The sequence below is a fragment of the Micromonospora sp. NPDC000207 genome, from assembly GCF_040300925.1.
GTDB lineage: Bacteria > Actinomycetota > Actinomycetes > Mycobacteriales > Micromonosporaceae > Micromonospora.
Genome location: NZ_JBEPEQ010000053.1, coordinates 1 through 23,405, shown reverse-complemented (window position 1 = coordinate 23,405; position 23,405 = coordinate 1). Strand labels below are relative to the sequence as shown.

General features: G+C 72.0%; 20 protein-coding genes. 10 read left to right on the top strand and 10 right to left on the bottom strand.

Features of this window, described 5'->3' with window-relative positions; genetic code table 11:
- The first annotated feature begins 56 nt into the window (after positions 1-56).
- Positions 57-2,024: a hypothetical protein gene (locus ABT336_RS15145; RefSeq protein WP_350897192.1), complete on the top strand. Its 1,968-nt coding sequence runs from the start codon at positions 57-59 to the stop codon at positions 2,022-2,024.
- A 155-nt stretch (positions 2,025-2,179) separates the two neighbouring features.
- On the opposite strand, the gene ABT336_RS15140 is transcribed toward ABT336_RS15145, so the two are convergent.
- The 4 genes from ABT336_RS15140 to purS form a co-directional block, all read right to left on the bottom strand.
- Positions 2,180-2,935, bottom strand: a complete 756-nt coding sequence (locus ABT336_RS15140) for a 2-phosphosulfolactate phosphatase (protein WP_350897191.1) — start codon at positions 2,933-2,935, stop codon at positions 2,180-2,182.
- 4 nt (positions 2,936-2,939) lie between these two features.
- Positions 2,940-6,005, bottom strand: a complete 3,066-nt coding sequence (purL, locus tag ABT336_RS15135; protein WP_502891183.1) for a phosphoribosylformylglycinamidine synthase subunit PurL — start codon at positions 6,003-6,005, stop codon at positions 2,940-2,942.
- A 70-nt stretch (positions 6,006-6,075) separates the two neighbouring features.
- Complete coding sequence (gene purQ / locus ABT336_RS15130) at positions 6,076-6,759, bottom strand: phosphoribosylformylglycinamidine synthase subunit PurQ (RefSeq protein WP_350897190.1); 684 nt, start codon at positions 6,757-6,759, stop codon at positions 6,076-6,078.
- Entirely contained in the window at positions 6,756-7,019 is a 264-nt protein-coding gene (gene purS, locus ABT336_RS15125) for a phosphoribosylformylglycinamidine synthase subunit PurS (RefSeq protein ID WP_350897189.1), read from the bottom strand. Before purS ends, purQ begins: the two co-directional genes overlap by 4 nt.
- A gap of 393 nt (positions 7,020-7,412) precedes the next feature.
- Between purS and ABT336_RS15120 the strand changes: the two genes are divergently transcribed.
- Positions 7,413-7,973, top strand: a complete 561-nt coding sequence (locus ABT336_RS15120; RefSeq protein ID WP_350897188.1) for a YbjQ family protein — start codon at positions 7,413-7,415, stop codon at positions 7,971-7,973.
- A gap of 19 nt (positions 7,974-7,992) precedes the next feature.
- On the opposite strand, the gene purB is transcribed toward ABT336_RS15120, so the two are convergent.
- The 3 genes from purB to ABT336_RS15105 form a co-directional block, all read right to left on the bottom strand.
- Entirely contained in the window at positions 7,993-9,417 is a 1,425-nt protein-coding gene (purB, locus tag ABT336_RS15115; protein WP_350897187.1) for an adenylosuccinate lyase, read from the bottom strand.
- 78 nt (positions 9,418-9,495) lie between these two features.
- The gene (locus ABT336_RS15110; protein ID WP_350897186.1) at positions 9,496-9,735 is read right to left on the bottom strand and encodes a hypothetical protein; all 240 of its coding nucleotides are present in this window, start codon (positions 9,733-9,735) and stop codon (positions 9,496-9,498) included.
- 56 nt (positions 9,736-9,791) lie between these two features.
- Positions 9,792-10,715 carry a TNT domain-containing protein gene (locus ABT336_RS15105; protein ID WP_350897185.1) on the bottom strand — a complete coding sequence of 308 codons (924 nt, stop codon included), beginning with the start codon at positions 10,713-10,715 and terminating at the stop codon, positions 9,792-9,794.
- Positions 10,716-11,052: 337 nt separating this feature from the next.
- On the opposite strand from ABT336_RS15105, the gene ABT336_RS15100 reads away from it, so the two are divergent.
- Genes ABT336_RS15100 through ABT336_RS15090 form a run of 3 tightly spaced genes read left to right on the top strand, consistent with a single transcriptional unit; the run spans position 11,053 to position 14,878 of the window.
- Entirely contained in the window at positions 11,053-12,768 is a 1,716-nt protein-coding gene (locus ABT336_RS15100; RefSeq protein WP_350897184.1) for a hypothetical protein, read from the top strand.
- Positions 12,768-13,766 (top strand): hypothetical protein, encoded by a 999-nt coding sequence (locus ABT336_RS15095; RefSeq protein WP_350897183.1) that lies wholly within the window; start codon positions 12,768-12,770, stop codon positions 13,764-13,766. Before ABT336_RS15100 ends, ABT336_RS15095 begins: the two co-directional genes overlap by 1 nt.
- Complete coding sequence (locus tag ABT336_RS15090) at positions 13,763-14,878, top strand: right-handed parallel beta-helix repeat-containing protein (RefSeq protein ID WP_350897182.1); 1,116 nt, start codon at positions 13,763-13,765, stop codon at positions 14,876-14,878. Before ABT336_RS15095 ends, ABT336_RS15090 begins: the two co-directional genes overlap by 4 nt.
- Positions 14,879-15,115: 237 nt before the next feature.
- On the opposite strand, the gene ABT336_RS15085 is transcribed toward ABT336_RS15090, so the two are convergent.
- Positions 15,116-16,408, bottom strand: a complete 1,293-nt coding sequence (locus ABT336_RS15085) for an acetyl-CoA C-acetyltransferase (protein WP_350897181.1) — start codon at positions 16,406-16,408, stop codon at positions 15,116-15,118.
- A 57-nt stretch (positions 16,409-16,465) separates the two neighbouring features.
- Between ABT336_RS15085 and ABT336_RS15080 the strand changes: the two genes are divergently transcribed.
- Positions 16,466-17,833 carry a 3-oxoacyl-ACP reductase gene (locus tag ABT336_RS15080; protein ID WP_350897180.1) on the top strand — a complete coding sequence of 456 codons (1,368 nt, stop codon included), beginning with the start codon at positions 16,466-16,468 and terminating at the stop codon, positions 17,831-17,833.
- Positions 17,833-18,741: a MaoC family dehydratase gene (locus tag ABT336_RS15075; RefSeq protein WP_350897179.1), complete on the top strand. Its 909-nt coding sequence runs from the start codon at positions 17,833-17,835 to the stop codon at positions 18,739-18,741. The genes ABT336_RS15080 and ABT336_RS15075 overlap by 1 nt, the downstream gene beginning before the upstream one ends.
- Here the strand turns inward: ABT336_RS15075 and ABT336_RS15070 are convergent.
- Both ABT336_RS15070 and ABT336_RS15065 read right to left on the bottom strand, forming a co-directional pair.
- Entirely contained in the window at positions 18,733-19,251 is a 519-nt protein-coding gene (locus ABT336_RS15070; protein WP_350897177.1) for a PIN domain-containing protein, read from the bottom strand. The genes ABT336_RS15075 and ABT336_RS15070 overlap by 9 nt on opposite strands.
- Before the next feature lie 29 nt (positions 19,252-19,280).
- On the bottom strand, positions 19,281-20,369 hold the full coding sequence (locus ABT336_RS15065) for a helix-turn-helix domain-containing protein (protein WP_350897176.1): 1,089 nt from the start codon (positions 20,367-20,369) through the stop codon (positions 19,281-19,283).
- A gap of 152 nt (positions 20,370-20,521) precedes the next feature.
- Between ABT336_RS15065 and ABT336_RS15060 the strand changes: the two genes are divergently transcribed.
- The 3 genes from ABT336_RS15060 to ABT336_RS15050 are packed head-to-tail and all read left to right on the top strand — an operon-like array spanning position 20,522 to position 23,264.
- Positions 20,522-21,274 (top strand): NUDIX hydrolase, encoded by a 753-nt coding sequence (locus ABT336_RS15060; RefSeq protein WP_350897175.1) that lies wholly within the window; start codon positions 20,522-20,524, stop codon positions 21,272-21,274.
- Positions 21,271-22,263, top strand: coding sequence for a protein kinase family protein (locus ABT336_RS15055; protein ID WP_350897174.1), 993 nt, complete (start codon positions 21,271-21,273; stop codon positions 22,261-22,263). The genes ABT336_RS15060 and ABT336_RS15055 overlap by 4 nt, the downstream gene beginning before the upstream one ends.
- Positions 22,264-22,292: 29 nt before the next feature.
- Positions 22,293-23,264 (top strand): hypothetical protein, encoded by a 972-nt coding sequence (locus ABT336_RS15050; protein ID WP_350897173.1) that lies wholly within the window; start codon positions 22,293-22,295, stop codon positions 23,262-23,264.
- Positions 23,265-23,405: the final 141 nt, after the last annotated feature.

The following is a 23,405-nucleotide window of genomic DNA, read 5'->3' as shown; positions in this document are numbered from 1 at the left end:
CGCGACGCTGGCCCTGGGTCGCGCCGATCCGGTCAGACAAGGCATAGTGGCCGACGGTGTATTCGTACCGTGATGATCCTCGGCCCGGCTACCGCAGGCCGGGGAGGTCGGACCGGAAGGCGGTGGACGTGTCAACACACCGACGTGCCTGGCAGCGGGCCGGTGTGGTCGTAGCCCTGGTTGCCGGCGCCTTGTTCGTCATCCCTGCCACATCGGCCCTTGCCGCAGAAGTTTCCATCCAGCCCAATTCGATTAACATCGATGCCGGCGGGGAGCAGGGCTTCACAGTCGGTATCACGGGGGGCGAGCCCAACAGCAGCGTCAGCGTTACGACTAGCTCCTTCAACGGCGTGCGTTGTGGCAACTGCCCTGTCCAGGTAGCGCTCGACGGTGATGGCGCAGGCCAGGGAAACGTCTCCATCAGAGCGGACGCAAATGCTCGCAATGGCAGCGGCCCGCTCACCGTCAGAGCCGGTGGAGACAGCGGCACGGTCAACGTCACGGTGCGCGGACGGCAGCAGGAACCGACCCCGCCCGAGCCCGAGCCCGAGCCGACCCGTCCGCAGGTGCAGACCGTCCGGGCCGTCTCCGGCAAGGTCGTCGTCCAGGCCAACGGTGACGCCGTGTCGAACGCCACCGTCATTCTGCTCGACGGGAACGGCCGACGGCACGAGACCAGCAGCGACGGCAGCGGCAACTTCCGCTTCGGTGGCAGCACCTCGAACCCGATCAGCCCCGGTCAGCTCCAGCTCGGTGCCAGCAAGGACACCGCCCGAGCCACGATGACCGTCGGTGGGTCCAACGGCCAGAGCATCACCGGCCAGCGGATCCGGCTCCCCATCCGGGTCGAGGAGAGCCCGAGCCCCACCCCCTCGGCGACCGAGGAACCGGCCCCGACCGTGGAGGCCACCGAGGAAGCCAACGAGGACGAGACGACCGAGAACACCGAGGCGGTCCAGGCCCAGGAGCCGACGGGCAACCAGGACTCCGGTGGCATGGGCGGGATGCTGCTGATCCTGCTCGGTGCCCTCTTCGTGGCCATCGGCGTCGGCACCTTCGTGCTGCTCTACCTGAAGCGCCGGGACAACGACGACGGCGACGAGGACGATTCGGCGGTTGCCGCCGGTGCCGCCCCCCGGGCCGCCGACGACCAGACCCGGGTGGTCAACCGGATCGACGCCGGCCCCGACGCGACGATGGTCGGCGGCACCGCCCTCAGTGACGCCCCGACGATGCTCCAGCGGCCGGTGGTCGACGACGTACCGCCGGATCCGTACGGGGCTCCCGAGCCCTACCCGGCCGGGGGACAGCAGCAGGGTTGGGCCGGCAGCGGCGGTTACGACGACGACCGGACCCGGCAGGAAGGCTACGACGACCGGACCCGGCAGGAGGGGTACGGCGGCGGGTACGGCAACGCTCCCGCCTCCGGCGGCGGTGGGTACGGCAACGCCGCTCCCGCCTCGGGTGGTGGCTACGGCAGCCGCGACTACGACGCTCCCGGCGGCGCAGCCTCGGGCGACTACCCGCCCACCCAGGCCCGTGGGGCCGGTGGCTACGGCGAGCGGTACGACGAGCCCACCGGCCGGTACCAGGGCGACGACGCCACCTCCTACCCCCCACCGGCCGACCCCTACGCCACCGGGCTCTACCAGCCCGCCACCGACCAGGGGCCTGGTTACGGCCAGCAGCCGGAGCAGTCCGGCGGGTACGACCAGCGCGGCGGCGGCTACCAGCAGGGCGGGTACGACCAGGGCGGGTACGGCGGCCAGGCCGGGTACGACCAGCAGACCGGCGGATACGGCCAGGAACCGCCCCGCCAACGCGGCGGCGGCTACGACCAGCAGACCGGCGGATACGACCAGCAGGGCTACAGCCAACACGGAGACGCCCAGGGCGGGTACGACCAGCAGACCGGGTACTACGGCGACCAGCAGAACCAGGGCCAGAACCCGACCGGCCGGGGACGGGCCGACGGCCCGCCGCCCGAGCGGGGTGGCCGTCGACTCGACTGGCTGGACGACTGACCCGAGACGGTCCTGACCGACCCCTGTCGACGAAGAAGTGGGCCGCCCCGAGTCCCGGGGCGGCCCACTTCTCTGTCGGCCGCCTCTCACGGAGGGGGACCTCCCCGGACCACCGACCCGGACTGCCCGGACTTCCCAGAGGCCGTGGATGTGGATCAGGCCGGGACGAAGACGCCCTGGCGGAGCAGGGGAACCACAGTGGAGACGCCGAACTGGACGGCGATCTCCACGTCCCCGGCGAAGCCGAGTTCGGCGAGTTCCCGACCGGAGACACTGCCCCGTACCGCCGCCGTCAGGTCCGGGGTGCTGGCCAGCGCGGCGAGCGCCATCGCCGCCTCGACGGAGAGCCCTCCGGGCACCTCGGAGACCGTGTCCAGGACGCTGGCCGCCCCGAGCTGATCCTCCACCGACGGCCGCAGTGATCCGTCGGGCCACCGTTCACCGGCGGCGATCACCCCGATCGGGGCGTCGGTGGAGCCGTACCCCTCGCGGTGCAGCCAACGGCCGACGGCGGGCGCGTTGCGCAGGCAGGCCGCCACCACCGGTCGGCCGGCAGCACCTGCGGCGGCGCTGATCGCCGAACCGTCCGGCTCCGGCAGCACCAGGTCGGCGACGAACGGGGCGGTACTCAGTGCCGACGGCGAGAGCGACCAGGGCCGCTCCGGGGTGGCCCTGGTGCGTTCCACCGCCGCTACGGCACCGATCCGTCGGGCGTACTCGGGGGCCTGTTCGCTCCACGGGAAGGGATGCGCCCGGATGCCCCGGCCGACAGCCACGTCGACGGTGGTGGTGAACGAAAGGACGTCCACCACCACGAGGACGGCGCAGACCCGGCCGAGCTCGGCCGCCCCGGCCAGCCCCCAGTCGAACCGGGCACCGGCTCCGGGCTGGACGTGGACGGCCGAGCCCACGTCCTCAGCGCTCGTCGGCCGCCGGGGGCCGCGCGTCGGTGCCACCGGCGTCGGCCGGGTCGACCGGCTCGGCCGACGGCTCCTGCTCGGCCGGCGGGTCGACGGGACCAGCAGCGTCCGGTCCGTCCACGACCGGTGGGGCGTCGGTCGGGCCGTCGGTCGCCGCTTCCTCCGCCGGGGACTGCGTCTCGGCCGACTCCTGCGTTCCGGCAGCCTCCGCCGGGGCGTCGACGACGGTGGCACCGACCGGCGCGGTCGCCAGACCGGCCGGGGTGACCGCCTGGGCGGCCTCCACCGCAGCCGCACCGCCGAAGAGCCGGGGCAGGGTCGAGGTGTGCGCCTCGCGCAGCTCGTCCAGGCTGAGCTGGAACTGGCCCTGCACGTCGAGGGCGCCCAGGGTGGAGTCGGTCACGCCGATCGCCTCCCACGGCACGTTCCGCTCGGTGCAGAGGGCGGCGAACGCCTTCTCGTGGCCCCGGGGAACCGACACCAACGCCCGACCGGCCGACTCGCTGAACAGGAAGACGAACGGCATCGAGGAACCCGCGAACCGTTCCGGGACGGCGACCTGGGCGCCGACGCCGTTACGCAGGCAGGACTCGACCAGACCCTGGACGAGGCCACCGTCGGAGAGGTCGTGCGCGGAGCTGAGGTGCCCGACCCGGGCGGCCTCGGCCAGCAGTTCGGCCAGTGCCCGCTCCCGGTCCAGGTCGACCTGCGGGGGTACGCCACCGAGGTGCTTGTGGGTGACCCAGGCCCACTCGGAGCCGGACAGCTCCACGTGGGTCTCGCCGAGCAGGTAGAGCTGGTCCTGCTCGCCCTCGGGCCGGGACACGAAGCCCATCGGCACCCGGGCGGCCACGTCGTCGATGATGCCCAGCACCCCGACCACCGGGGTCGGGTGGATCGCCGCCGCCCCGGTCTGGTTGTAGAAGCTGACGTTGCCGCCGGTGACGGGGATGCCCAGCTCGGCGCAGCCGTCCGCGAGTCCGCGTACCGCCTCGGCGAACTGCCACATCACGCCCGGGTCCTCCGGCGAACCGAAGTTCAGGCAGTTCGTCACGGCGATCGGCTTCGCGCCGGTCACCGCCACGTTCCGGTACGCCTCGGCCAGGGCCAGCTTGGTGCCGTTGTACGGGTCGAGCCGGGCGTACCGGCCGTTGCCGTCGACGGAGAGGGCGACACCCAGGCCGCTCTCCTCGTCGATCCGGATCACCCCGCCGTCCTCCGGCTGGGCGAGGACGGTGTTACCCAGGACGTACCTGTCGTACTGCTCGGTGACCCAGGTCTTGTCGGCCAGGTTCGGGGACGCGACCATCCGCAGGACCGTCTCCCGGAGGGTCTCCGGGTCGGTCGGGCGGGGCAGCGTCTCGGCCCGGTCGGCCTGGAGCAGGATCAGGTCGGCCGGCTCCCGCATCGGACGGGCGTAGACCGGCCCGTCGTCGACGAGGGAGCCCGGGGGAACGTCCACCACCAGGTGGTCCCGCCAGGTGATGAGCAGCCGGCCGGGCTGCCCGTCCTCGGAGGGCGGGGTGACCTCGCCGATGTTGGTGGCCCAGACACCCCACTTCTCGGCGGTCTTGAGCACCGCCTCCAGCTTGTCCGGGGCGACGACCAGGAGCATCCGCTCCTGCGACTCGCTGGCGAGGATCTCGTGCGGCTCCATCGAGGCCTCGCGCAGCGGCACCCGCTCCAGCCAGACCCGCATGCCGGTTCCGGCGGCGGCGGCGGTCTCGGTGAGCGCGCAGGTCAGCCCGGCACCGCCGAGGTCCTGGATGCCGACGACCAGCTCGGCGTCGTACAGCTCCAGGCAGGCCTCGATCAGGAGCTTCTCCATGAACGGGTCACCGACCTGCACCGAGGGGCGGCGCTGCTCGCTCTCCTCGTCGAAGGTGGCGCTGGCCAGCACGGAGACGCCGCCGATGCCGTCCCGGCCGGTCCGGGCGCCCATCAGCACCACGACGTTGCCCGGGCCGGTGGCTTCCTTCTTCTGCAGCCTGTCGACCGGGAGGACGCCGAGGCAGAGCGCGTTGACCAGGGGGTTGCCCTGGTAGCAGGGGTCGAAGACGACCTCGCCGCCGATGTTGGGCAGACCCAGGCAGTTACCGTAGCCGCCGACACCGGCCACCACACCGGGCAGCACCCGGGCGGTGTCGGGGTGGTCGGCCGCACCGAAGCGCAGCGGGTCCATCACCGCGACCGGCCGGGCACCCATGGCGAGGATGTCCCGGACGATGCCACCGACGCCGGTCGCCGCGCCCTGGTACGGCTCGACGAAGCTCGGGTGGTTGTGCGACTCGACCTTGAAGGTGACCGCCAACTCGTCGGAGACCTGCACCACACCGGCGTTCTCCCCGATGCCGGCGAGGAGCCGGTCGCTGGGCGGGGCCTTCTCGCCGAACTGGCGCAGGTGCACCTTGCTCGACTTGTAGGAGCAGTGCTCGCTCCACATGATCGAGTACATCGCCAGCTCGGCCTGGGTGGGCCGCCGGTCCAGGATGTGCCGGATCCGCTCGTACTCGTCGTCGCGGAGCCCCAGCTCGGCGTAGGGCTGAAGCTCCTGCGGGGTGGCGTCGGCGCGGGGGACGGTGTCCACTCCGGCGGTCCAGTCCTGCTCCGGGGCACCGTCGGCCGACCCCTGAGGGTCGGTCGGGGCCTGAGGACCGGTCGATCCCTGAGGGCCGTTCGGAGCCTGGGCTCCGGTCGGGGCCTGGGGGCCGCGCGGGGCGGGGGCCACCGGGCCGCCGTCGGGGCGGCCGGTCGGGCCCTGCGCTGCGCTGTCGCCGGTCGAGGCGGTCACCGCCGCCGGGGCCGGGCCGCCGCTCTGGTCGACGCGGGGCGTCGGTGGGCCGGGCGGACCGGGGTACGGCGGCGGTGCCTGCTGCACGGACTGCCGCTGGGGGGCCGTCGCCGGGGCGGGCTGTCCCGCCGGAGCCGGGGCGGCACCCGGGGTGGGCCGACCGCCGGCCGGGCTCGCCGGGGAACCGGGCGGGGGCGCGACGGCACCCGCCTGCTCCGCCGGGAAACCGCCCGAGACCGGGCGTTCCTCCGGGTCCGGATGGGGGGTCATGACTTCTCCTCGCTGCGCCCGTGGTCGCCCGACGGACGGTAGAGCCGACCGATGATCTCGACGCGACCGGTCACGCCGGCGCCCCCACCAGGTGCTTGAGGACCGAGGTGAAGAAGCCGAGACCGTCCAGGGAGGGGCCGGTGAGGGCCTCCACCGCGTGCTCGGGGTGCGGCATGATGCCGACCACGTTGCCGGTCTGGTTGGTGATCGCGGCGATGTCCCGCTGCGAACCGTTCGGGTTCCCGCCGACGTAGCGGGCGACGACCCGCCCCTCCGCCTCAAGCTGGTCCAGCGTGGCGGGGTCGGCGACGTAGCAGCCCTCCCCGTTCTTGACCGGGATCAACACTTCCTGGTCGGACTGGAAGGCGCTGGTCCAGGCGGTGCCGGTGGAGGCGATCTGGAGACGCTGGTCACGGTTGCGGAAGTGCAGGTGCTGGTTGCGGGTGAGCGCCCCGGGCAGCAGGTGCGCCTCGCAGAGGATCTGGAATCCGTTGCAGATCCCCAGCACCGGCAGGCCGCCCCGGGCGGCGTCCACGATCGTCTCCATCACCGGGGCGAACCGGGCGATGGCACCGCAGCGCAGGTAGTCGCCGTAGGAGAACCCGCCGGGCAGCACGACGGCGTCCACCCGGTGCAGGTCCGGGTCACCGTGCCAGAGCCGGACGGGCTCGGCTCCAGCGATCCGGACGGCCCGGGCCGCATCCCCGTCGTCCAGGGACCCCGGGAACGTCACCACCCCGATCCGGGCGGTCACGGCCGCGCTTCCACAGGCTCGTCGGCCTCGACGGCGTGGATGGTGAAATCTTCGATGACCGGGTTGGCCAGCAGCTTGTCGGCGATCTCCCGGGCCCGGTCCAGGTCCGGCTCACCGGTGAACTCGATCTCGATCCGCCTGCCGATCCGGACCGAGGCGACGTCGTTGACGCCGAGCCGGGGCAGCGCGTTTGCGACGGCCTGGCCCTGCGGATCGAGAATCTCGGGCTTGAGCATGACGTCGACTACGACGCGAGGCACTGGGCACTCCTGACTGTGTACGCAGTTGGGTGCCGGCCCACTACGGGCGAGCCCAGCAAGCCTACCTGGCAGATGGGTCCCCGGACGCACCGGCCGGGACCAGCAAGGACAGTGATCCACACAACCATGGCCCGTCAGCCGGACATCCCGCCACACGCGCCCGGACACGCCGCCGGAGCAGGCGTTTTACCGACAGACAGGTAGGCCGAATCGTTACATCGATCAGAACCGATCAACCTCTTGCCGACACAACCGGGCGCCCGCATCGTTCATCGATATAGTTCGATCTGTGCGGTGGTTGACCACCCCAGCTCGGTGGCCGGCGTCTGAGACGTTGAGCACCCCCACCGGCGGTTGCTCCCCTAGCGACCCGGGTGGCCGGTGGCGGCGCGGATGGTCGGCCGAGTGCCGGGCGTCCGCGCCGCGCCGTTTTGCAGCATCCGGCCAGTGGCACACGGCCGACGAACCCGCAGGGTCGGGCTCTGCCAGGCTCAGGGCGTGCTGGTCGTGACCACGGATCTACTGCCCGGCTACGAGATCCGCCAGATCCTCGGCGAGGTGGTCTCCTCGATGGCCCGGACCCGCAACCCGTACCGCGAAGGGGTCAAGAACCTGCGCGGCGGGGCGTACGACCCGATGGCCCCGGACAACCTCACCCGGTGGCGTACCGACTCCGTCGCCCGGCTGGCCGAGGAGGCCCGGCGGCTCGGGGCGAACGCCGTGATCGGCATGCGCTTCGACAGCCGCGACTGCGGGGAACTCTGGATGGAGATCTGCGCCTACGGGACCGCTGTGATCGTCGCCTCCACAGTCCCCGAGTCGATGCCGCCGGACCAGCCGCTGATCGCGGCCGACACCGCCCAGGAGGGCGGGATCGCCGAGGCCCCCGGCGGGATCGCCGAACCCGCCAGCGCCCCCAACCTCACCTCCGCCCCCGACACCCCCACGCACTAGACGTACGGACGGGCCGAGGTCAGAGGATGGGGCTGGGGGTGTAGGCGGCGGCGGTGGGGTGCGCCTCGGCGACCCTGGCCACCCGGGTGGCCACCGCCTGGACCTGGGCGGCAGCGGCACCGGTGAAGGCACCCCGGTCGGCGACCAGGGTGTCGATCTCGGCACGGGTCAACCCGAGGCGGGTGTCGGCGGCGAGCCTGTCGAACAGGTCGTTCTCGGCCGCCCCCTTCTCCCGCATCCCCAGGGCCACCGCCACCGCGTGCTCCTTGATCGCCTCGTGGGCGACCTCCCGGCCGACGCCTCGACGTACGGCGGCGACCAGGATCTTCGTGGTGGCGAGGAAGGGCAGGAAACGCTCCAGCTCCCGGTTGATCACCGCCGGGTACGCGCCGAACTCGTCGAGGACCGTGAGGAACGTCTCGAACAGTCCGTCGGCGGCGAAGAACGCGTCGGGCAGGGCGACCCGGCGGACCACCGAGCAGGAGACGTCCCCCTCGTTCCACTGGTCCCCGGCCAGCTCGCCGACCATCGACAGGTAACCCCGGATGATCACTGCGAACCCGTTGACCCGTTCCGAGGAGCGGGTGTTCATCTTGTGCGGCATGGCGCTGGAGCCGACCTGACCCGGCTTGAACCCCTCGGTGGCCAGCTCCTGGCCGACCATCAGCCGGATCGTGGTGGCCAGCGAGGACGGCGCGGCGGCGACCTGGGCCAGGGCGGAGATCACCGCCAGGTCGATGGAGCGCGGGTAGACCTGCCCGACGCTGTCCAGGGTCCGGGAGAAGCCGAGGTGCCGGGCGACCCGCCGTTCCAGCTCGGCGACCTTGTCGGCGTCGCCGTCGAAGAGGTCCAGCTGGTCGGCGGCGGTGCCGACCGGACCCTTGATGCCGCGCAGCGGGTACCACTCGATCAGGTCCACCAGCCGCTCGTACGCGATCAGCAGTTCCTCGGCGGCGGACGCGAACCGCTTCCCGAGCGTGGTGGCCTGCGCGGCGACGTTGTGCGACCGGCCGGTGACCACCAGGTCGGAGTGCTCGACGGCGAGCCGGGACAGCTGGACCAGGGTGGCCACCACCCGGTCCCGGACCAGTTCCAGGGAGGCCCGGATCTGGAGCTGCTCGACGTTCTCGGTGAGGTCCCGGGAGGTCATCCCCTTGTGCACGTGCTCGTGTCCGGCGAGGTCGCTGAACTCCTCGATCCGCGCCTTCACGTCGTGCCTGGTGACCCGCTCCCGCTCCGCGATCGAGGCGAGGTCCACGTCGTCGACGACCCGCTCGTACGCCTCGATCACCCCGTCCGGCACCGTCACCCCGAGGTCGGACTGCGCCCGGAGGACGGCGATCCAGAGCCGCCGCTCCATCTTCACCTTCTCCTGCGGTGACCAGAGGGCGAGCATGTCGGGTGAGGCGTACCGGTTGGCGAGCACGTTCGGGATCGTCGTCACCCGTCCATTCTCCGGCACCGACACTTCCCCCCGGTCCGGTAGGTCGCCCGGGTGGGCGCGATCACGCTCAAGGGGTCGTCAGGTGCCGGTGAGGGCCCGGTAGAGCAGGGCGCAGGCGTCGGCTTCGCTCGGGGTACGCAGGCGTACGTCGTGTTCGCCGCGTTCGTACGCGCCGACCTCCCAGTCACCGGAGTCCCGGCGGCGCAGGAACCAGTGGTCGGGTGGAGGCGGTACCGGCTCGTGGACCCCGTCGATCACGAAGGCGTGCCGGGGTGCCCCGGCTGCCAGGAGGGCGTCGCGTACCTCGTACCGGTTCATGCCCGCCCTCCCGTGTCGCCCCCGCGACCGACTGTCGGTCGAGCCGCCCCCCGATCTCAGCAGGTCGGTCGCTTGGCGCTGGCAGCGGTGGCGGTGCTGGCGCAGCGGGTCGCCGTCCGGGGTGTCAGGTCCTCCTCGACGAGGTACCCGTTGGCGAGCAGCCAGGTGACGTTGAGGACCGCTCCGGCCTGCGGCAGGTACGCCGGGTTGAGCTGGAACTGGGTGCCCAGGCCGGGCTGGGCGAACCACCCGGCGGCGGGTCCGGCGTCGACCGGGAACGGCTTTGTCACGCAGTACACGTGGTAGTTGGCAAGGGGAGACTTCTCCGGGGTGTTCAGGTTCAGCGGGGGGAGCGCCCGGGAGCCGTACGGGGTGCCGAGCGGGGACAGGAAACTGCCACCGGGGTTGCCGAACCGGTCGAGCCGGTAACCCACGAGGAGGGTCTGCCTGGCCTTGACCGGCCGCCCGTCGGGGCCGAGGACGAACCCGCTCGACGGCGGGTACCGCAGGGAGGTCCGGTCGTTCAGTGTGTAGTCGGCGGCCCACTGGTCCTCGGTGACCCCGCCGAAGCGCTGGTAGCCGGTGAGCAGCTGGCCGACCGGGGAGGCGGTGGGCAGCCGCGCCGGGCCGAAGAGGTAGTTGCCGTCGTGGTGGCGGGTGGTCTCCGGGGCGGTCGGCGGTCGGCCCGGCCGACACAGGTCGGTCCTGGGCGACGGCGTGGGGTCCGGCTGCGGTGCCCCGGTCGCGTGGGGGGCGTCCCGGGGCGTTCCGGCACGGTCGAGGACGGCGGTACGCAGGGCTGCGACGCGTTCGACGGCAGCGGAGCGGGGAGCCTCGGCCCGGTCGGCGGCGGCAGGGGCCACGTCGGCGCGGTCGGCGGTCCGGGCGGCCTCGGTGTGGTCGGCGACCGAGGTGGCGGCGGGCACCATCACCAGCGCCGCGCCGGACAGGACGGTCAACGCCCATCGACTCACCGTCATACGAACCTCCGATAAAGGACAAGCAACCCCTATCATCCGAAACGGGCCTCGCCCCTAGGAGGTTTCGCCCAGTGAGTACCGAAAAGTGGAGTCGGGAGGGCACCTGAAGGGCCGCGCGCCCGGAAGCCGGACGTCCGCTCGCCCGGAGGGCACCTGAGGGCCGTGCGTCGTTCCCGTCGCGGCCACCTGAACGCTTCCGGTCGGTCACCGGAGGTCGCTAGCTTGACAACCTCTTCGACCCGACCTGCCCTCGTCGCGCCCCGGCCAACCGGCCCGGCGCGTGGACGCCACGTGACGCCCGGCCCCGGCCGGACATGGACGGAAAGGCGGCGCCGCCGTGTGGCTCAAGGCGCAACCCACGGAGCTGCAGTGGTTCCTCGACGCAGCGGCGACGTACTGGGAGAAGCACCTGCCACCGCAGGACCACCCGGAGACGATCCTCGTCGAGGCGTTCCACCAGGACGTCCGGGTCACCCTGCGCAACCTGGTCTTCGCCAACGCGATCCGGCGGATCCGCCCGGCCCGTCTGGTGGTGCTCACCGGCGTCGAGCAGGACTGGCACCGGACCCTGTGGAGTGGATTCGACGTCTCCCTGGTCGAGCGGTTCAGCAACGCCTTCGGGGCCGGTGACGTCATCGACGTCTACGACCTGCTCGAACGACGTCGAAAGGACCGGACCGTTCCGCTGCCCCTCGCCGGCCGGTCCCTCCCGGTGGTCGACCCCCTCGACGAGGAGACCCTCACCCGGTACGCCGACGCGACGTACTGCCGGCTCGCCAAGGTCCCCCGGCTCCCGGCCGACCACACCACCCGCGCCGACTACCGACGCCGCCGGGAACTCGGTGCCGGCCTCTCCGCCCTCTACGAGACGCTGTTCCGAACCGGTACGGTCGCCGCGCTGGTCACCAGCCACGTCGACTACGACCAGTGGGGACTGCAGGTCGAGTCGGCCCGCCGGGCGGGGGTTCCGGTCATCCACACCCAACAGACCGGCTGCCTGAAGGCGTACGGGCTGTTCCCGGAGCACGACTCCGGGACGGGGACCTTCCGGGCCGAGCTGACCCGGCAGATCGGGGCGGTGTTCGAGGAGCGAATCTGGCCCCGGCGACTGGAACTGCACTCCGCCGCCGAGCTGATCGCCTGGCGGGCCAAGGTCAACCTGGGACGGCCGAGCTGGTGGCGCGGCGGGGTCACCGCCGCCGTCGACCTGAGCAACCCGGCCGAACGCGACCGGCTGCGCAGCCACGTCGCCGCACGGTTCGGATTCGACCCGGCCAGACCGGTGATCGCCGTGTTCAACCACGCCGTCTCCGACGCGCTCGGTACCAACAAGGAACTCTTCCCCAGCCTCGCCGACTGGTTCGCCGAGACCGCCGGGTACGCCGCCCGCCGTACCGACGCCCAGTGGCTCTTCCTGGACCACCCCAGCCAGGCGTTGTACGACTCGACCGGGTTCTTCGCCTCGGTCGCCCAGGAACACCGGCGACACCGGCACGTCGCCTTCCATCCCAGCGCCAAACTGAGCAAGAACGCCCTGTGGAGCCTCGTCGACCTGGGGGTGACGGTCCGCGGCAGCGTCAGCAACGAGCTGCCCGCGTACGGCATCCCGGTGATCCAGGCCGGACACTCGGAGTGGAGTTCCTGCGGCGTCTCCACAGTGGTCGAGAGCGCCGACGAATACTGGGACAGCCTCGACGCCTCGATCGAGGCGGCCAAGCGGGGTGAGCTGACGGTGACCGACGAGCAGGTCCGTCGCGCCCGACTCTGGCTCTGGCTGTACCGCAGCGGGGGCGACCTGGTCACCCCGCTGGTGCCGCAGTGGGACGTCTGGCCCGCCACCCACCTGCTCAAGTCGATGGGGGCGGCGTTCCGGCACATCGAGAGCGACGCCGACCCGCTCTACCCGGCGGTGGAGCGGATGTGGCGCAACCGGGAGCCGATGCTCACCCGTACCGACCTGGGTGCACCACCCCCGGCCCCGTCCTTCTCCCTCACCGCCCGGATGCCCTCGACGATGGACACCGATCCGGCCCTCCCGACCGGGACGCGCTGATGGCGGTCGGGTCCTGGTTCACCACCGACTTCGACGTCCCCCACCCGGTCGGTGACCTCCCGGCAGTGGTCGACGGCGGCCACCAGCCCACCGTCTGCGTGGTCGACCAGATGGTCCGCGGCCACCAGATCATCGGGCGGGCGGTCGGCGACCCGGCCACGGTCGGCATCAAGGTAAGACCGGCCTGGCAGCCGATCCGGGTGGCGGTGACACTGCAACTCGACGACGCCGGAACCCGCTGGTGGGCGAGCCGGGTCAAGCCCGACCCGGCGCAGGCCGAACGCCCCCGGCTGGTGGTGCTCAGCTCGCAGGGCCGGATCCGGGGGGCCGCCGTCCTGGCCCGTAGACAGGGTTGGCTCCGGGCGGGCGGCAGCAAGGAGACGATCTCCTTCGAGCTGGCCGCCGACGAACTCGGCGACGACGACCTGCTCCTGGTGGAGATGAGCGACCCCCGGATCCAGCTGCCCGCCTGGGCGGACGGCCGCTTCTCGACGAGCAGCGCGATCGGCCTGCGGGTCGACCGGATCCACCTCGACCCGCTGCCCACCACCGAGCCGCCGCCCCCCTCGGCGGCCACCAGCGGCTGCCCGTTCCTTGTGGTCCCGGCGACCTCCCCGGAGACCGTCCGGGTCAGGGTGGGCACCGTGCCACCGGCACCGCCGGTCCCCCGCAACCCCACCAGGTCGTACGCGAAGCGCAAACCGGCGCGGGCGGTGCTGAAGGTGCTGCGGACGGCCCGTCGGGCCGCCGGTCGGGCCAGCGCCGAAGCCGGCGGTGACCGGGTACGCCCCGACGACCTGACAGTCCACGCCGTGGACCTGACCACCGGGGCGACGGTCCCGATTCGGATCGTCGACCGGGGTGCACACACCCTCGACCTGCGCCTCCCCACCGACCGGGAGGGGCCGGTGCTCCTCGGCGTCACCGAGCCCGGCGGGCACCGCCGCGAGCGGACCGCCCGACAACTCGACTGCCGCTTCGACGGCGGCACCCAGTGACCATCGAAGCCGGGCACGTGCCGGTGACGCTCGGGTCGGACGCCGAGGCGAACCGGGTCCACCTCCAACACCTGCTCGACTCGGCGGGGGGCGGCACGCTGGTGCTGCCGTCGGGGACGTACCCGCTCGATCGGGGTCTGACGGTGCCCGCCGGGTGGACGGTGCGCGGCACCCCGGCCGGGGGGACCCCGACGACCTGGCTGACCGTCGACACCCCAGGTGACCGGCCGGTCCTGCACGTCACCGGCGGTCACGTCGCAGTGGTGGACCTCGGGTTGCGCCCGGCACCCAGCCGCCCCGGGGAACACGACGGCGACCGGGGCACCGGGCTCACCGTCGGCAGGTACCTCTACCCCGACGAACCCGAGTGGATCGACACGATCAGCGTACGACGGGTCCACGTGGACCACGGCACGAACAGGGCCGCCAACGCGGTGGCGATCATGGGTGCGGTACGGGACGTCAGGGTACGGGACGTCACTGTCACAGGTGGACACACCGCAGTGGCAGTGCACTGGGGTGCCATCGGATCCCGGGTCGACACGATCACCGGCCCGTCCTACCACCCGCACCGCCTGGACCTGACCGGCGTACGCGTCCGGGACGCCGTCGAGGGGTTCTACCTCAGCGCCGTCCACGACGTGGCTGTCGACGGGGCCTGCCTCCGTGGAGTGGACATGGGGTTCCGCCTCCTGGCCGGGGACAACACCGACCGGTTCCACAAAGACCCGGCCGTCCGGATCGGCGAACGCATCGACATCAGGGACGTCTGCATCACCTGGACCGGCCCGCTCTACGGAATCCGGGTCGCCGGTTGGGGCCGCAGCGAGGTCGACGGCATGGTCAGCCACCTGACCTACGCCGACACCACCCTCCGGGACATCGTCCTCCGCCGCCCACCCGCCACCAGCGCCCCCACTCCGGCCCCCACTCCAGCCCCCACCGGGACCCCCACCGGCATCCCCGCCCAGGCCGCCCCGGCCGCCACCGGGGTCCCCACCAGGGCAGCCCAGCGGGGCTGGTCACCGCTGCTGATGGAGTACGCCGACCCGGTGACCCTGACCGGCATCCGCATCGAACCCCCCGCCACCCCCTGCTGCCCCCTCGCATAACTCGTCTGCAGGTCGCTGACCGGCTCCGAGAGCGTGGACCTTGGTAGCAGTTGACCCCAGGAGGGGCCGAGATCCCAGGTTCTCCGACCCTCCGACCAGCCTCCCCAGCGGCCGGCCCTCCCCGCTCTTGGTGATCAAGGGGTTTGCGTCAGATTCCGGCTGAAGGATGACGCAAACCCCTTGATCACCGGAGAGAAGGTCGCCTCGCAGGGGAGGGGGTGGGGGGGTGGGGTGGGGTCAGCGTTGGAGGATGGCGGTTATGCCTTGGCCGCCGGCGGCGCAGATGGAGATCAGGCCTCGGCCGGAGCCCTTCTCGGCGAGGAGTTTGGCCAGGGTGGCGACGATCCGGCCGCCGGTGGCGGCGAACGGGTGACCGGCGGCCAGCGACGATCCGGTGACGTTGAGGCGGTCCCGGTCGATGGTGCCCAACGGGCCGTCGAGGCCGAGCCGGTCGGTGCCGAACTCGGGGGACTCCCAGGCGGCGAGGGTGGCCAGGACCTGCGACGCGAACGCCTCGTGCAGTTCGTAAAAGTCGAAGTCGGCCAGGTCGAGTCCGGCGCGGGCCAGCATCCGGGGCACCGCGTAGGCGGGGGCCATCAGCAGGCCCTCGTCGCCGTGGACGAAGTCGACGGCTGCCGTCTCCGACCAGGTGAGCCAGGCGAGCACCGGCAGGTGGTGTTCGCGGGCCCATTCTTCGCTGGCCAGCAGGACCGTGGAGGCCCCGTCGGTGAGGGGGGAGGAGTTCCCTGCGGTCATGGTGGCCCGGTCGGCGTGGGGTCCTCGGGTGCCGAAGACGGGCTTGAGCGCCCCGAGCTTCTCCAGGCTGGTGTCCGGGCGGAGGTTCTGGTCGCGGGTCAGCCCCAGGTAGGGGGTGATCAGGTCGTCGAAGAACCCGCTGTCGTACGCGGCGGCGAGCCGTTGGTGGGAGCGCAGGGCCAGTTCGTCCTGGGCCTGCCGGTCGATGTTCCAGCGCAGCGCGGTCTGGGCGGCGTGGTCGCCCATCGACAGCCCGGTACGGGGTTCGGCGTTGCGGGGCAGTTCGGGCCGGAACGGTTGGTGGGGGCGGAGCCGGGCGGCGAGCTTCAGCCGTTCGCCGAGGGTCCGCGCCGAGTTGAGTTTGAGCAGCGTACGGCGTAGGTCTTCGTTGAGTGCCAGGGGCGCGTCCGAGGTGGTGTCGACACCTCCTGCGATGCCGACGTCGAGCTGCCCGAGGGCGATCTTGTTGGCGACCAGGATGACCGCTTCGAGGCCGGTCCCGCAGGCCTGTTGCAGGTCGTACGCGGGGGTGTGCGGGTCGAGTTTCGACCCGAGGACCACCTCCCGGGTGAGGTTGAAGTCGCGGGAGTGCTTGAGGACCGCCCCGGCGACCACCTCGCCGATCCGCTGCCCGGCCAGCCCGAACCGGGCCACCAGCCCGTCGAGGGCCGCGCCGAGGAGGTCGGCGTTGCCCGCCTGGGCGTACCGGGAGTTGGAGCGGGCGAAGGGTACGCGGTTTCCGCCGATGACGGCGACCCGCCGGATGCTCTGCACGATCCCGTCTCCGTTTCGCGGACTTGCCGACAACCTACCGACCAGTAGGCTACCGCTATGACCGACAGGTACGCGAGCTTCGTCCGATCGGGGGCCGGTCGCGCGCTGGTCAAGCGCCTGGGACTGCCCGACCCACCGCGACTGCGCCGGTTCACCCCCGGCGATCCGCTGTTGCCCGGCCCCTTCGTCCTCGACGGGGGCGGGCGGCTCGCCGACCGGGTCGGTCGGATGCTCCTCGCCACCGGGGCGGCGATGCGGGACACCACGCCCGACGTCGCAGACCCCACTGTCCGGCCGAACGCGACGAACGGGGCGCTGATCTTCGACGCCACCGCCGTGTCCGACTCCAACCAACTACGGCGGGTGTACGACTTCCTCCACCCCCGGGCCCGTTCCCTGACCCCCGGTGGTCGGGTGGTGGTGCTGGGCACCCCGCCACAGGAGTGCACCTCGACCCGGGCCGCCACCGCACAACGCGCCCTGGAGGGGTTGACCCGCAGCGTCGGCAAGGAGTTCGGGCGGGGCACCACAGCCCAACTGGTCCACGTCACCGAGAACCCCGACGAGGGGACCTGGGTCAGCCTGGAGGCGACCCTCCGGTTCCTGCTCTCCGGCCGGTCGGCGTACGTCTCCGGGCAGGTGATCCGGGTCGGTGCCGGACGGGCGGTCGCCCCGACGGACTGGAACCGCCCCCTGGACGGGCAGGTCGTCGTGGTCACCGGGGCGGCCCGGGGGATCGGCGCGGCGGTGGCCGAGGTGCTGGCCCGCGACGGCGCGGAGGTGGTCGCCCTGGACGTGCCGGGGGCCGGGGACGCCCTGGCGGCGGTGGCGAACGGGATCGGCGGCAGCGCCGTACAACTGGACCTGACCGCACCGGACGCACCGCAACGGCTCGCCGACCACCTGGCCGGTCGACACGGCCGGGTCGACGCCGTGGTGCACAACGCCGGGATCACCAGGGACAAGACCCTGGCCCGGATGGACCCGGACCGGTGGGACACGGTCCTCGACGTGAACCTCTCCAGCCAGGAACGGATCAACGACGTCCTGCTGGAGCGGGACCTGGTCCCGGCGGGTGGACGTCTGGTGTCGGTCTCCTCGGTCTCCGGGATCGCCGGCAACCGGGGGCAGACCAACTACGCCACCAGCAAGGCCGGGGTGATCGGGCTCGTCGAGTCGTCGGCCCCGGTCCTGCGGGAGCGGGGGATCAGCGTCAACGCCGTCGCCCCCGGGTTCATCGAGACCCGGATGACCGCCCGGATCCCGTTGACGATCCGGGAGGCGGGCCGCCGGATGAACAGCATGGCCCAGGGCGGCCTCCCGGTCGACGTGGCCGAGACCATCGGCTGGCTGGCCTGGCCCGCCTCCGGGGCGGTCACCGGCAACGTGGTCCGGGTCTGCGGCCAGAGCCTGTTGGGCGCCTGATGACCGATCGACACAACCCCGTGGGGCAGGAGCGGATGCGGGAGCGGGTCCAGCTGCCCGGGTTGCCGTCGGCCGGGCCGCTGTACCGGCGGGCCCTGCTGGGCGCGCTGCCCCTCGGTGGCGGCCGTCGGGGGGACGCCCTGCCCGATGTCGAGTACGCCGTCGACGGGGTCACAGTCGACACTGGGCACCTCGCCGAGTACGACCGGGTCTGCGGGTTCCGGCTGACCGACGAGTTGCCGGGGACGTACCCGCACGTGCTCGGTTTTCCGCTGGCGCTGCGGCTGATGACCGGGGCGGACTTCCCGCTGCCCCTGGTGGGTCTGGTGCACGTGGCCAACCGGATCACCGTCCACCGCCCCGTCGACGCCGGGGAACCGTTGGACCTCGTCGCGTACGCCGAACTGTTGCGCCCACACGAGCGGGGTCGGCAGGTCGACGTCGTGGTGACCGCCTCGGTCGGCGGTGTCGAGGTGTGGCGGGGTGTCTCGACGTACCTGCGTCGGGAGTCGACCCCCGGCGGCGGTGGCGGGCGCGAGCGCCGGGACCGGGAGGCACCGCCGGCCCCCTCCGCCCGGTGGCGGGTGACCCCGTCGGTCGGTACGGAGTACGCCCGGATCTCCGGTGACCTCAACCCGATCCACACCTCCCGGCTCGGGGCCCGCCTGTTCGGGTTCCCCCGCCCGATCGCGCACGGGATGTGGACCAAGGCCCGGTGCCTGGCCGCCCTGGCCGGTCGACTACCGGCCGCCTACACGGTGGGGGTGGAGTTCAAGCGACCGGTCCTGCTGCCGTCCACAGTCGACTTCACCGCCACTTCCGCCGAGGGTTTCGCCCTGCACAGTGCCCGCACCGGCCACCCCCATCTCACTGGCGCCCTGAGGCAGTGTCGATCCAGTTCAGAGTAGCCCGTGGCGACGGACATAGCTCGGAAACTCAGCGCCGGTGCAGGGAAGACGGGCCTTGGTCGCCCGCAGCGCGTCGATGAGACTACCGGCGGCCGTCTCGGTTTGTTTGCCGTTCCGACAGGCAATCGCGAGGAGCCAGACCGTGCCGTGCACCCTGGCGTTGTAGGTGCGGCCCACCTTCCTGGCATCCTTGTCGTCGGTGAGGGCGATGCCCTGTCGCAGCTCGGCTGCGGCCAGGACGGATGCCTCGCCGAGATGGCGATCGCCTGCGCCAAGCCGACTGGCCCACATCGTGTAGCACCGGATTTCGTCGAGGGTGTCCAGACGCGCCGTACGCAGCCAGGCCACGTCGCAGGTCGTGGCCAACTCTGGGTGGCTGACCGACGCGAGCCTCCGCAACTCTTCGATCACCACCTGCGTCGTCCAGCAGTCTGCACCGATCAGGAGATCCTGCAGAACGTCCAGGCGATCAGCGAGAGTGAAGTGTTGAAGAAGCATGGTGTCGAGCACCAGAACGGATTCGTCTGGGTCCGTCGAACTCACGGCTCGATGTCCAGGTCGTCGTCCGGCAGGTCAGCCTCGGTGATCTGGCCGTGCATCAACTCCACCGCTCGAGCACGCGTGATCCGGTCCGACCGCCAGGCATCCATGACCGCCTGCGCATACGTTGGCGGCACCCGCGCGTACGTCAGGTCAGGTTGCGGGGCCCAGCCCAACGCATCCATGAACTCCGCGCGGGTCGGTCGGTTCTGGGTCCAGGCACGACGAGTGGCCGCATCGATGGCACCTGCCCGCTCGGCCTGGCGCAACGCCAACACCCATGAGGTACGGTACCGAGCCGCATAGGAGATCAGCTGATCCCGCGTCAAACTACCTTTATTCTCGGCCATCACTCTGACCGGCAGAAGTAGCTCTGCGGCGAAAGCATCGATGACCGACTCCCGATCGGCCCGGGAGGCATTCACTCCGAGGTCGGTCGAGTACTCGTCACCGAGGATCAGGTGACCGAGTTCGTGCGCGGCCGTGGCCCGCCGCCGACCGGGGAGGCCCTCCGTGCTGACCACCGCCACCGCGAGGTCACCATCGACCAGTGATGCGCCGTCGCCCGGCAGGTCCGTGACCAGGACCCACTGACCGGCCCGCGCGCAGACGTCCGACATGCTGCCGACGGGCCCGTCCTCGATGTTCAACGTGTGGCGCAGCCAGTCCGCCGCCCCCCTCGCCTCCTCCTCAGAGCCGATCGGCCCACGGTGACGCAGCAACGGAGACGGACGTAGCACACCGAGAACCATCAGTTGGCGTACGTTGTGCAGCCACTCGACCAAGGTCGCCTCCAGGCGCTCGGTCGACCGCGCCGCCTGCGTGTCCGTCTCTTCGCTGAGCATCCCCGTCCGCCGGGACAGCACCAGCGGGCGCGCCTCGATCAGGTACTCCATGGAGACCTTGAGGGCTCGGGAGAGCTTCATCAGCTCAAGGCCGTCAAGACGCCGAATGCCCGCTTCGACCTTGGCCAGCATGGTTCGTTCGAGGCCCACCTCGTCGGCGAGTTCCTGCTGAGAGAGGGCCATCGACAGGCGAGCCTGTCGCACCTGCTCGCCGATTCGGCGCCAGTCCTGATCCTCGGCCATGGTGCGATAATCGCACACCTACCGCCGGATCGGGTCAACGCGGAGATTCGACCGAACCCTGAGGGGTGGACAGTCACCCGATCGTGCGATACGTTGTTCTCAGATCGAGTTCTTCTCACTTCGAGAGTGAGTCGGGCGGGGAGGGATGCAGCGTGAATGAGCAGGAGTTTCTCGCCGAGTACGACCCCCGGGCGTACCCGGCCGTCGCGGTGACCGTGGACGTGGTGGCGCTGACCATCCGCGACGGCGTACTGCACCTGCTCCTCGTCCGACGCGGCGAACCGCCGTACGAGGGCCACTGGGCCCTGCCCGGCGGGTTCGTCCACCCCGACGAGGACCTGATCACCGGGGCCCGGCGGGAGCTGGCCGAGGAGACCGGGCTCGGCGGCGACCGGCTGGGCCGGGTCCACCTGGAGCAGTTGGCCAGCTACGGAGCCCCCGACCGGGATCCCCGGATGCGGATCGTCTCCGTGGCGTACCTGGCGTTCGCCCCCGAACTGCCCGACCCGACCGCCGGAACCGACGCCGAGGACGCGGCCTGGCTGGCGGTGACCGCCCTGCCCAGCCGTCCGCTCGCCTTCGACCACGGCCGGATCATCGACGAGGGGCTGGAACGGGCCCGGTCCAAGCTTGAGTACACCCCGCTGGCCACCCGGTTCCTCGACCCGGACTTCACCGTCACCGAGCTGCGGGCCGTCTACGAGACGGTCTGGGGGCACCCGCTGCACGCCGGGAACTTCCACCGCAAGGTGCTCTCGGTGCCGGGGTTCGTGGAGAGCACCGGCACCAGCACCGAGCGGGGCGGAGCCCGGGGCGGCCCCCGCGCCAAGCTCTACCGCGCCGGTGACGCCCGACTGCTGCACCCGGCGCTGCTGCGCCCCGCCCGGGAGGAGACGATCCGGTGAGAACCTCCGAGGCGATCCATCTGGTCGCCGCCGTGCGTACCGACGCCGAACTCTTCGGCGACCGGGCCCCGGCCCGCCGGTACCGGGAGCTGGTCGCGGCGCTGCACCCGGACCGGCTGGGTGCTGCCGACGACCGGGAACGGGCCGCCGCCGTCGAGGCGTTCCAGCAGGTCACCGCCAGGTGGCGGGCGTTCCGTGACGGGAGTACGGGTTCGACGACCACCCTCGGCGACTACCGGCTCGGTGCACTCCGGTACGCCGGGGACCTGACCGACCTGTACGACGTCGGGGCGGACCGGCTGCTGAAACTGCCCCGTGACCCGGCCGACAACGACCTGATGGCCCGCGAGGTGCACGCCCTGCGCACCATCGAGGAGCAGGGCGACCCCCGACACCTGCCGTACGTGCCCCGGTTGGTGGAGAGCTTCCGGCACCGGGATCCCGCCACCGGTGCCGAACGGCGGATCAACGTGGTGGCCGCCGTACCCGGTCTGCACAGCCTCGACGACGTACGCCGGGCGTACCCGGACGGGGTGGACCCTCGGGACGCGGCCTGGATGTGGCGACGGCTGCTGGTCGCCCTGGGCCTGGCCCACCGCGCCGGGGTGGTCCACGGGGCCGTCCTGCCCCGGCACGTCCTGATCGAGCCGGACGCGCACGGAGTGGTCCTGGTCGACTGGTGCTTCTCCACCCCGCTGGGGCACACCGTCCCGGCGATGGTCCCCGGCTTCGCCGACTGGTACCCGCCCGAGGTGGCCAAGCGGCAACCGGTCGGGGCGGGCACCGACATCGCCATGGCCACCCGGTGCATGACCTGGCTGATGGGTTCCCGCGCCCCGCGCGAGCTGCTCGCCTTCGCCGACGGCTGCCGGCAGCGGTTCCTGCGGTCCCGACCCGACGACGCCTGGCAGCTGCTCGGCGAGTTCGACAAGGTGCTGGAACGCCTCTACGGCCCCCGCACCTTCCGACCCTTCACCCTCACCCGCTGAGGAACACCTCACCCCTCAAGGAGGCTGCCATGGGCAGCGGAGTCTGGTCCACCGACGTCTACGACGCAGCGAAGAAGTACCGCCGGGCCACCGGCAAGAGCGCGTTCTCGTACAGCGACAGCGGGGCGCGGAAGGTCCACCCCTCCCTCGACCCCCGGGACGCGATGCGGGAGAGCAGGGACTCGACCGAGCACCCGCAGTCGACGCCGATCGCGGTCCTGTTCGACGTGACCGGGTCGATGGGCCACGTCCCGCGCACCCTCCAGAACAAGCTGCCCCAGCTCCTCGGGCTGCTGCAACGCCAGGGGTACGCCCGGGACCCGCAGATCATGTTCGGCGCGATCGGCGACGCCACCTGCGACCGGGTCCCGTTGCAGGTCGGGCAGTTCGAGTCGGACAACCGGATGGACGACGACCTCGGCCGGATGGTGCTGGAGGGCGGCGGTGGCGGCCAGATGCAGGAGTCGTACGAGCTGGCCATGTACTTCATGGCCCGGCACACCGCCACCGACAGCTGGGACAGGCGCGGTCGGCGCGGCTACCTGTTCATCATCGGCGACGAGCTGGCCTACGCCGGGGTCAAGCGCCGGGAGGTGGCCGAGCTGATCGGCGACGACCTCGGCGAGGACGTCCCGATCCGCCGGATGGTCGACGAACTCGTCGAGCGCTGGGACACGTACTACCTCCTCCCCGCCGGGAGCCACTACGCCCGCAACTCGAAGGTGCTGGACTTCTGGCGCGACCTGCTCGGGCAGAACGCCGTCACCCTCGACGACCTGGACGCGGTCTGCGAGACCATCGCCCTCACCATCGGCCTCGGCGAGCAGGCCATCGACCTGGAGGAGGGCCTGCGGGACCTGGAGCGGGCCGGGTCGACGGCGACCGGGACCGTCTCCAAGGCGCTGGCTCCGCTGCGGGCCGGTCGGCAGGCGGTCGTGTCGACCCTGCCGCCCGCCTCGACGGGCCCCGCACCCACCAGCGGCGGGGTCACCCGGCTGTGAACGGGACACCCACCCGCCGCGGTCCGGTCGGTGTCGACACCGACCGGACCGCCCACCCGCCCCCGCGCCCCCGCCCCAACGGGGCCGGGGGGGGGGTGGGGGGCGGCGGGGGGCACGGCAGATAGGGAGAGCACACGGCGG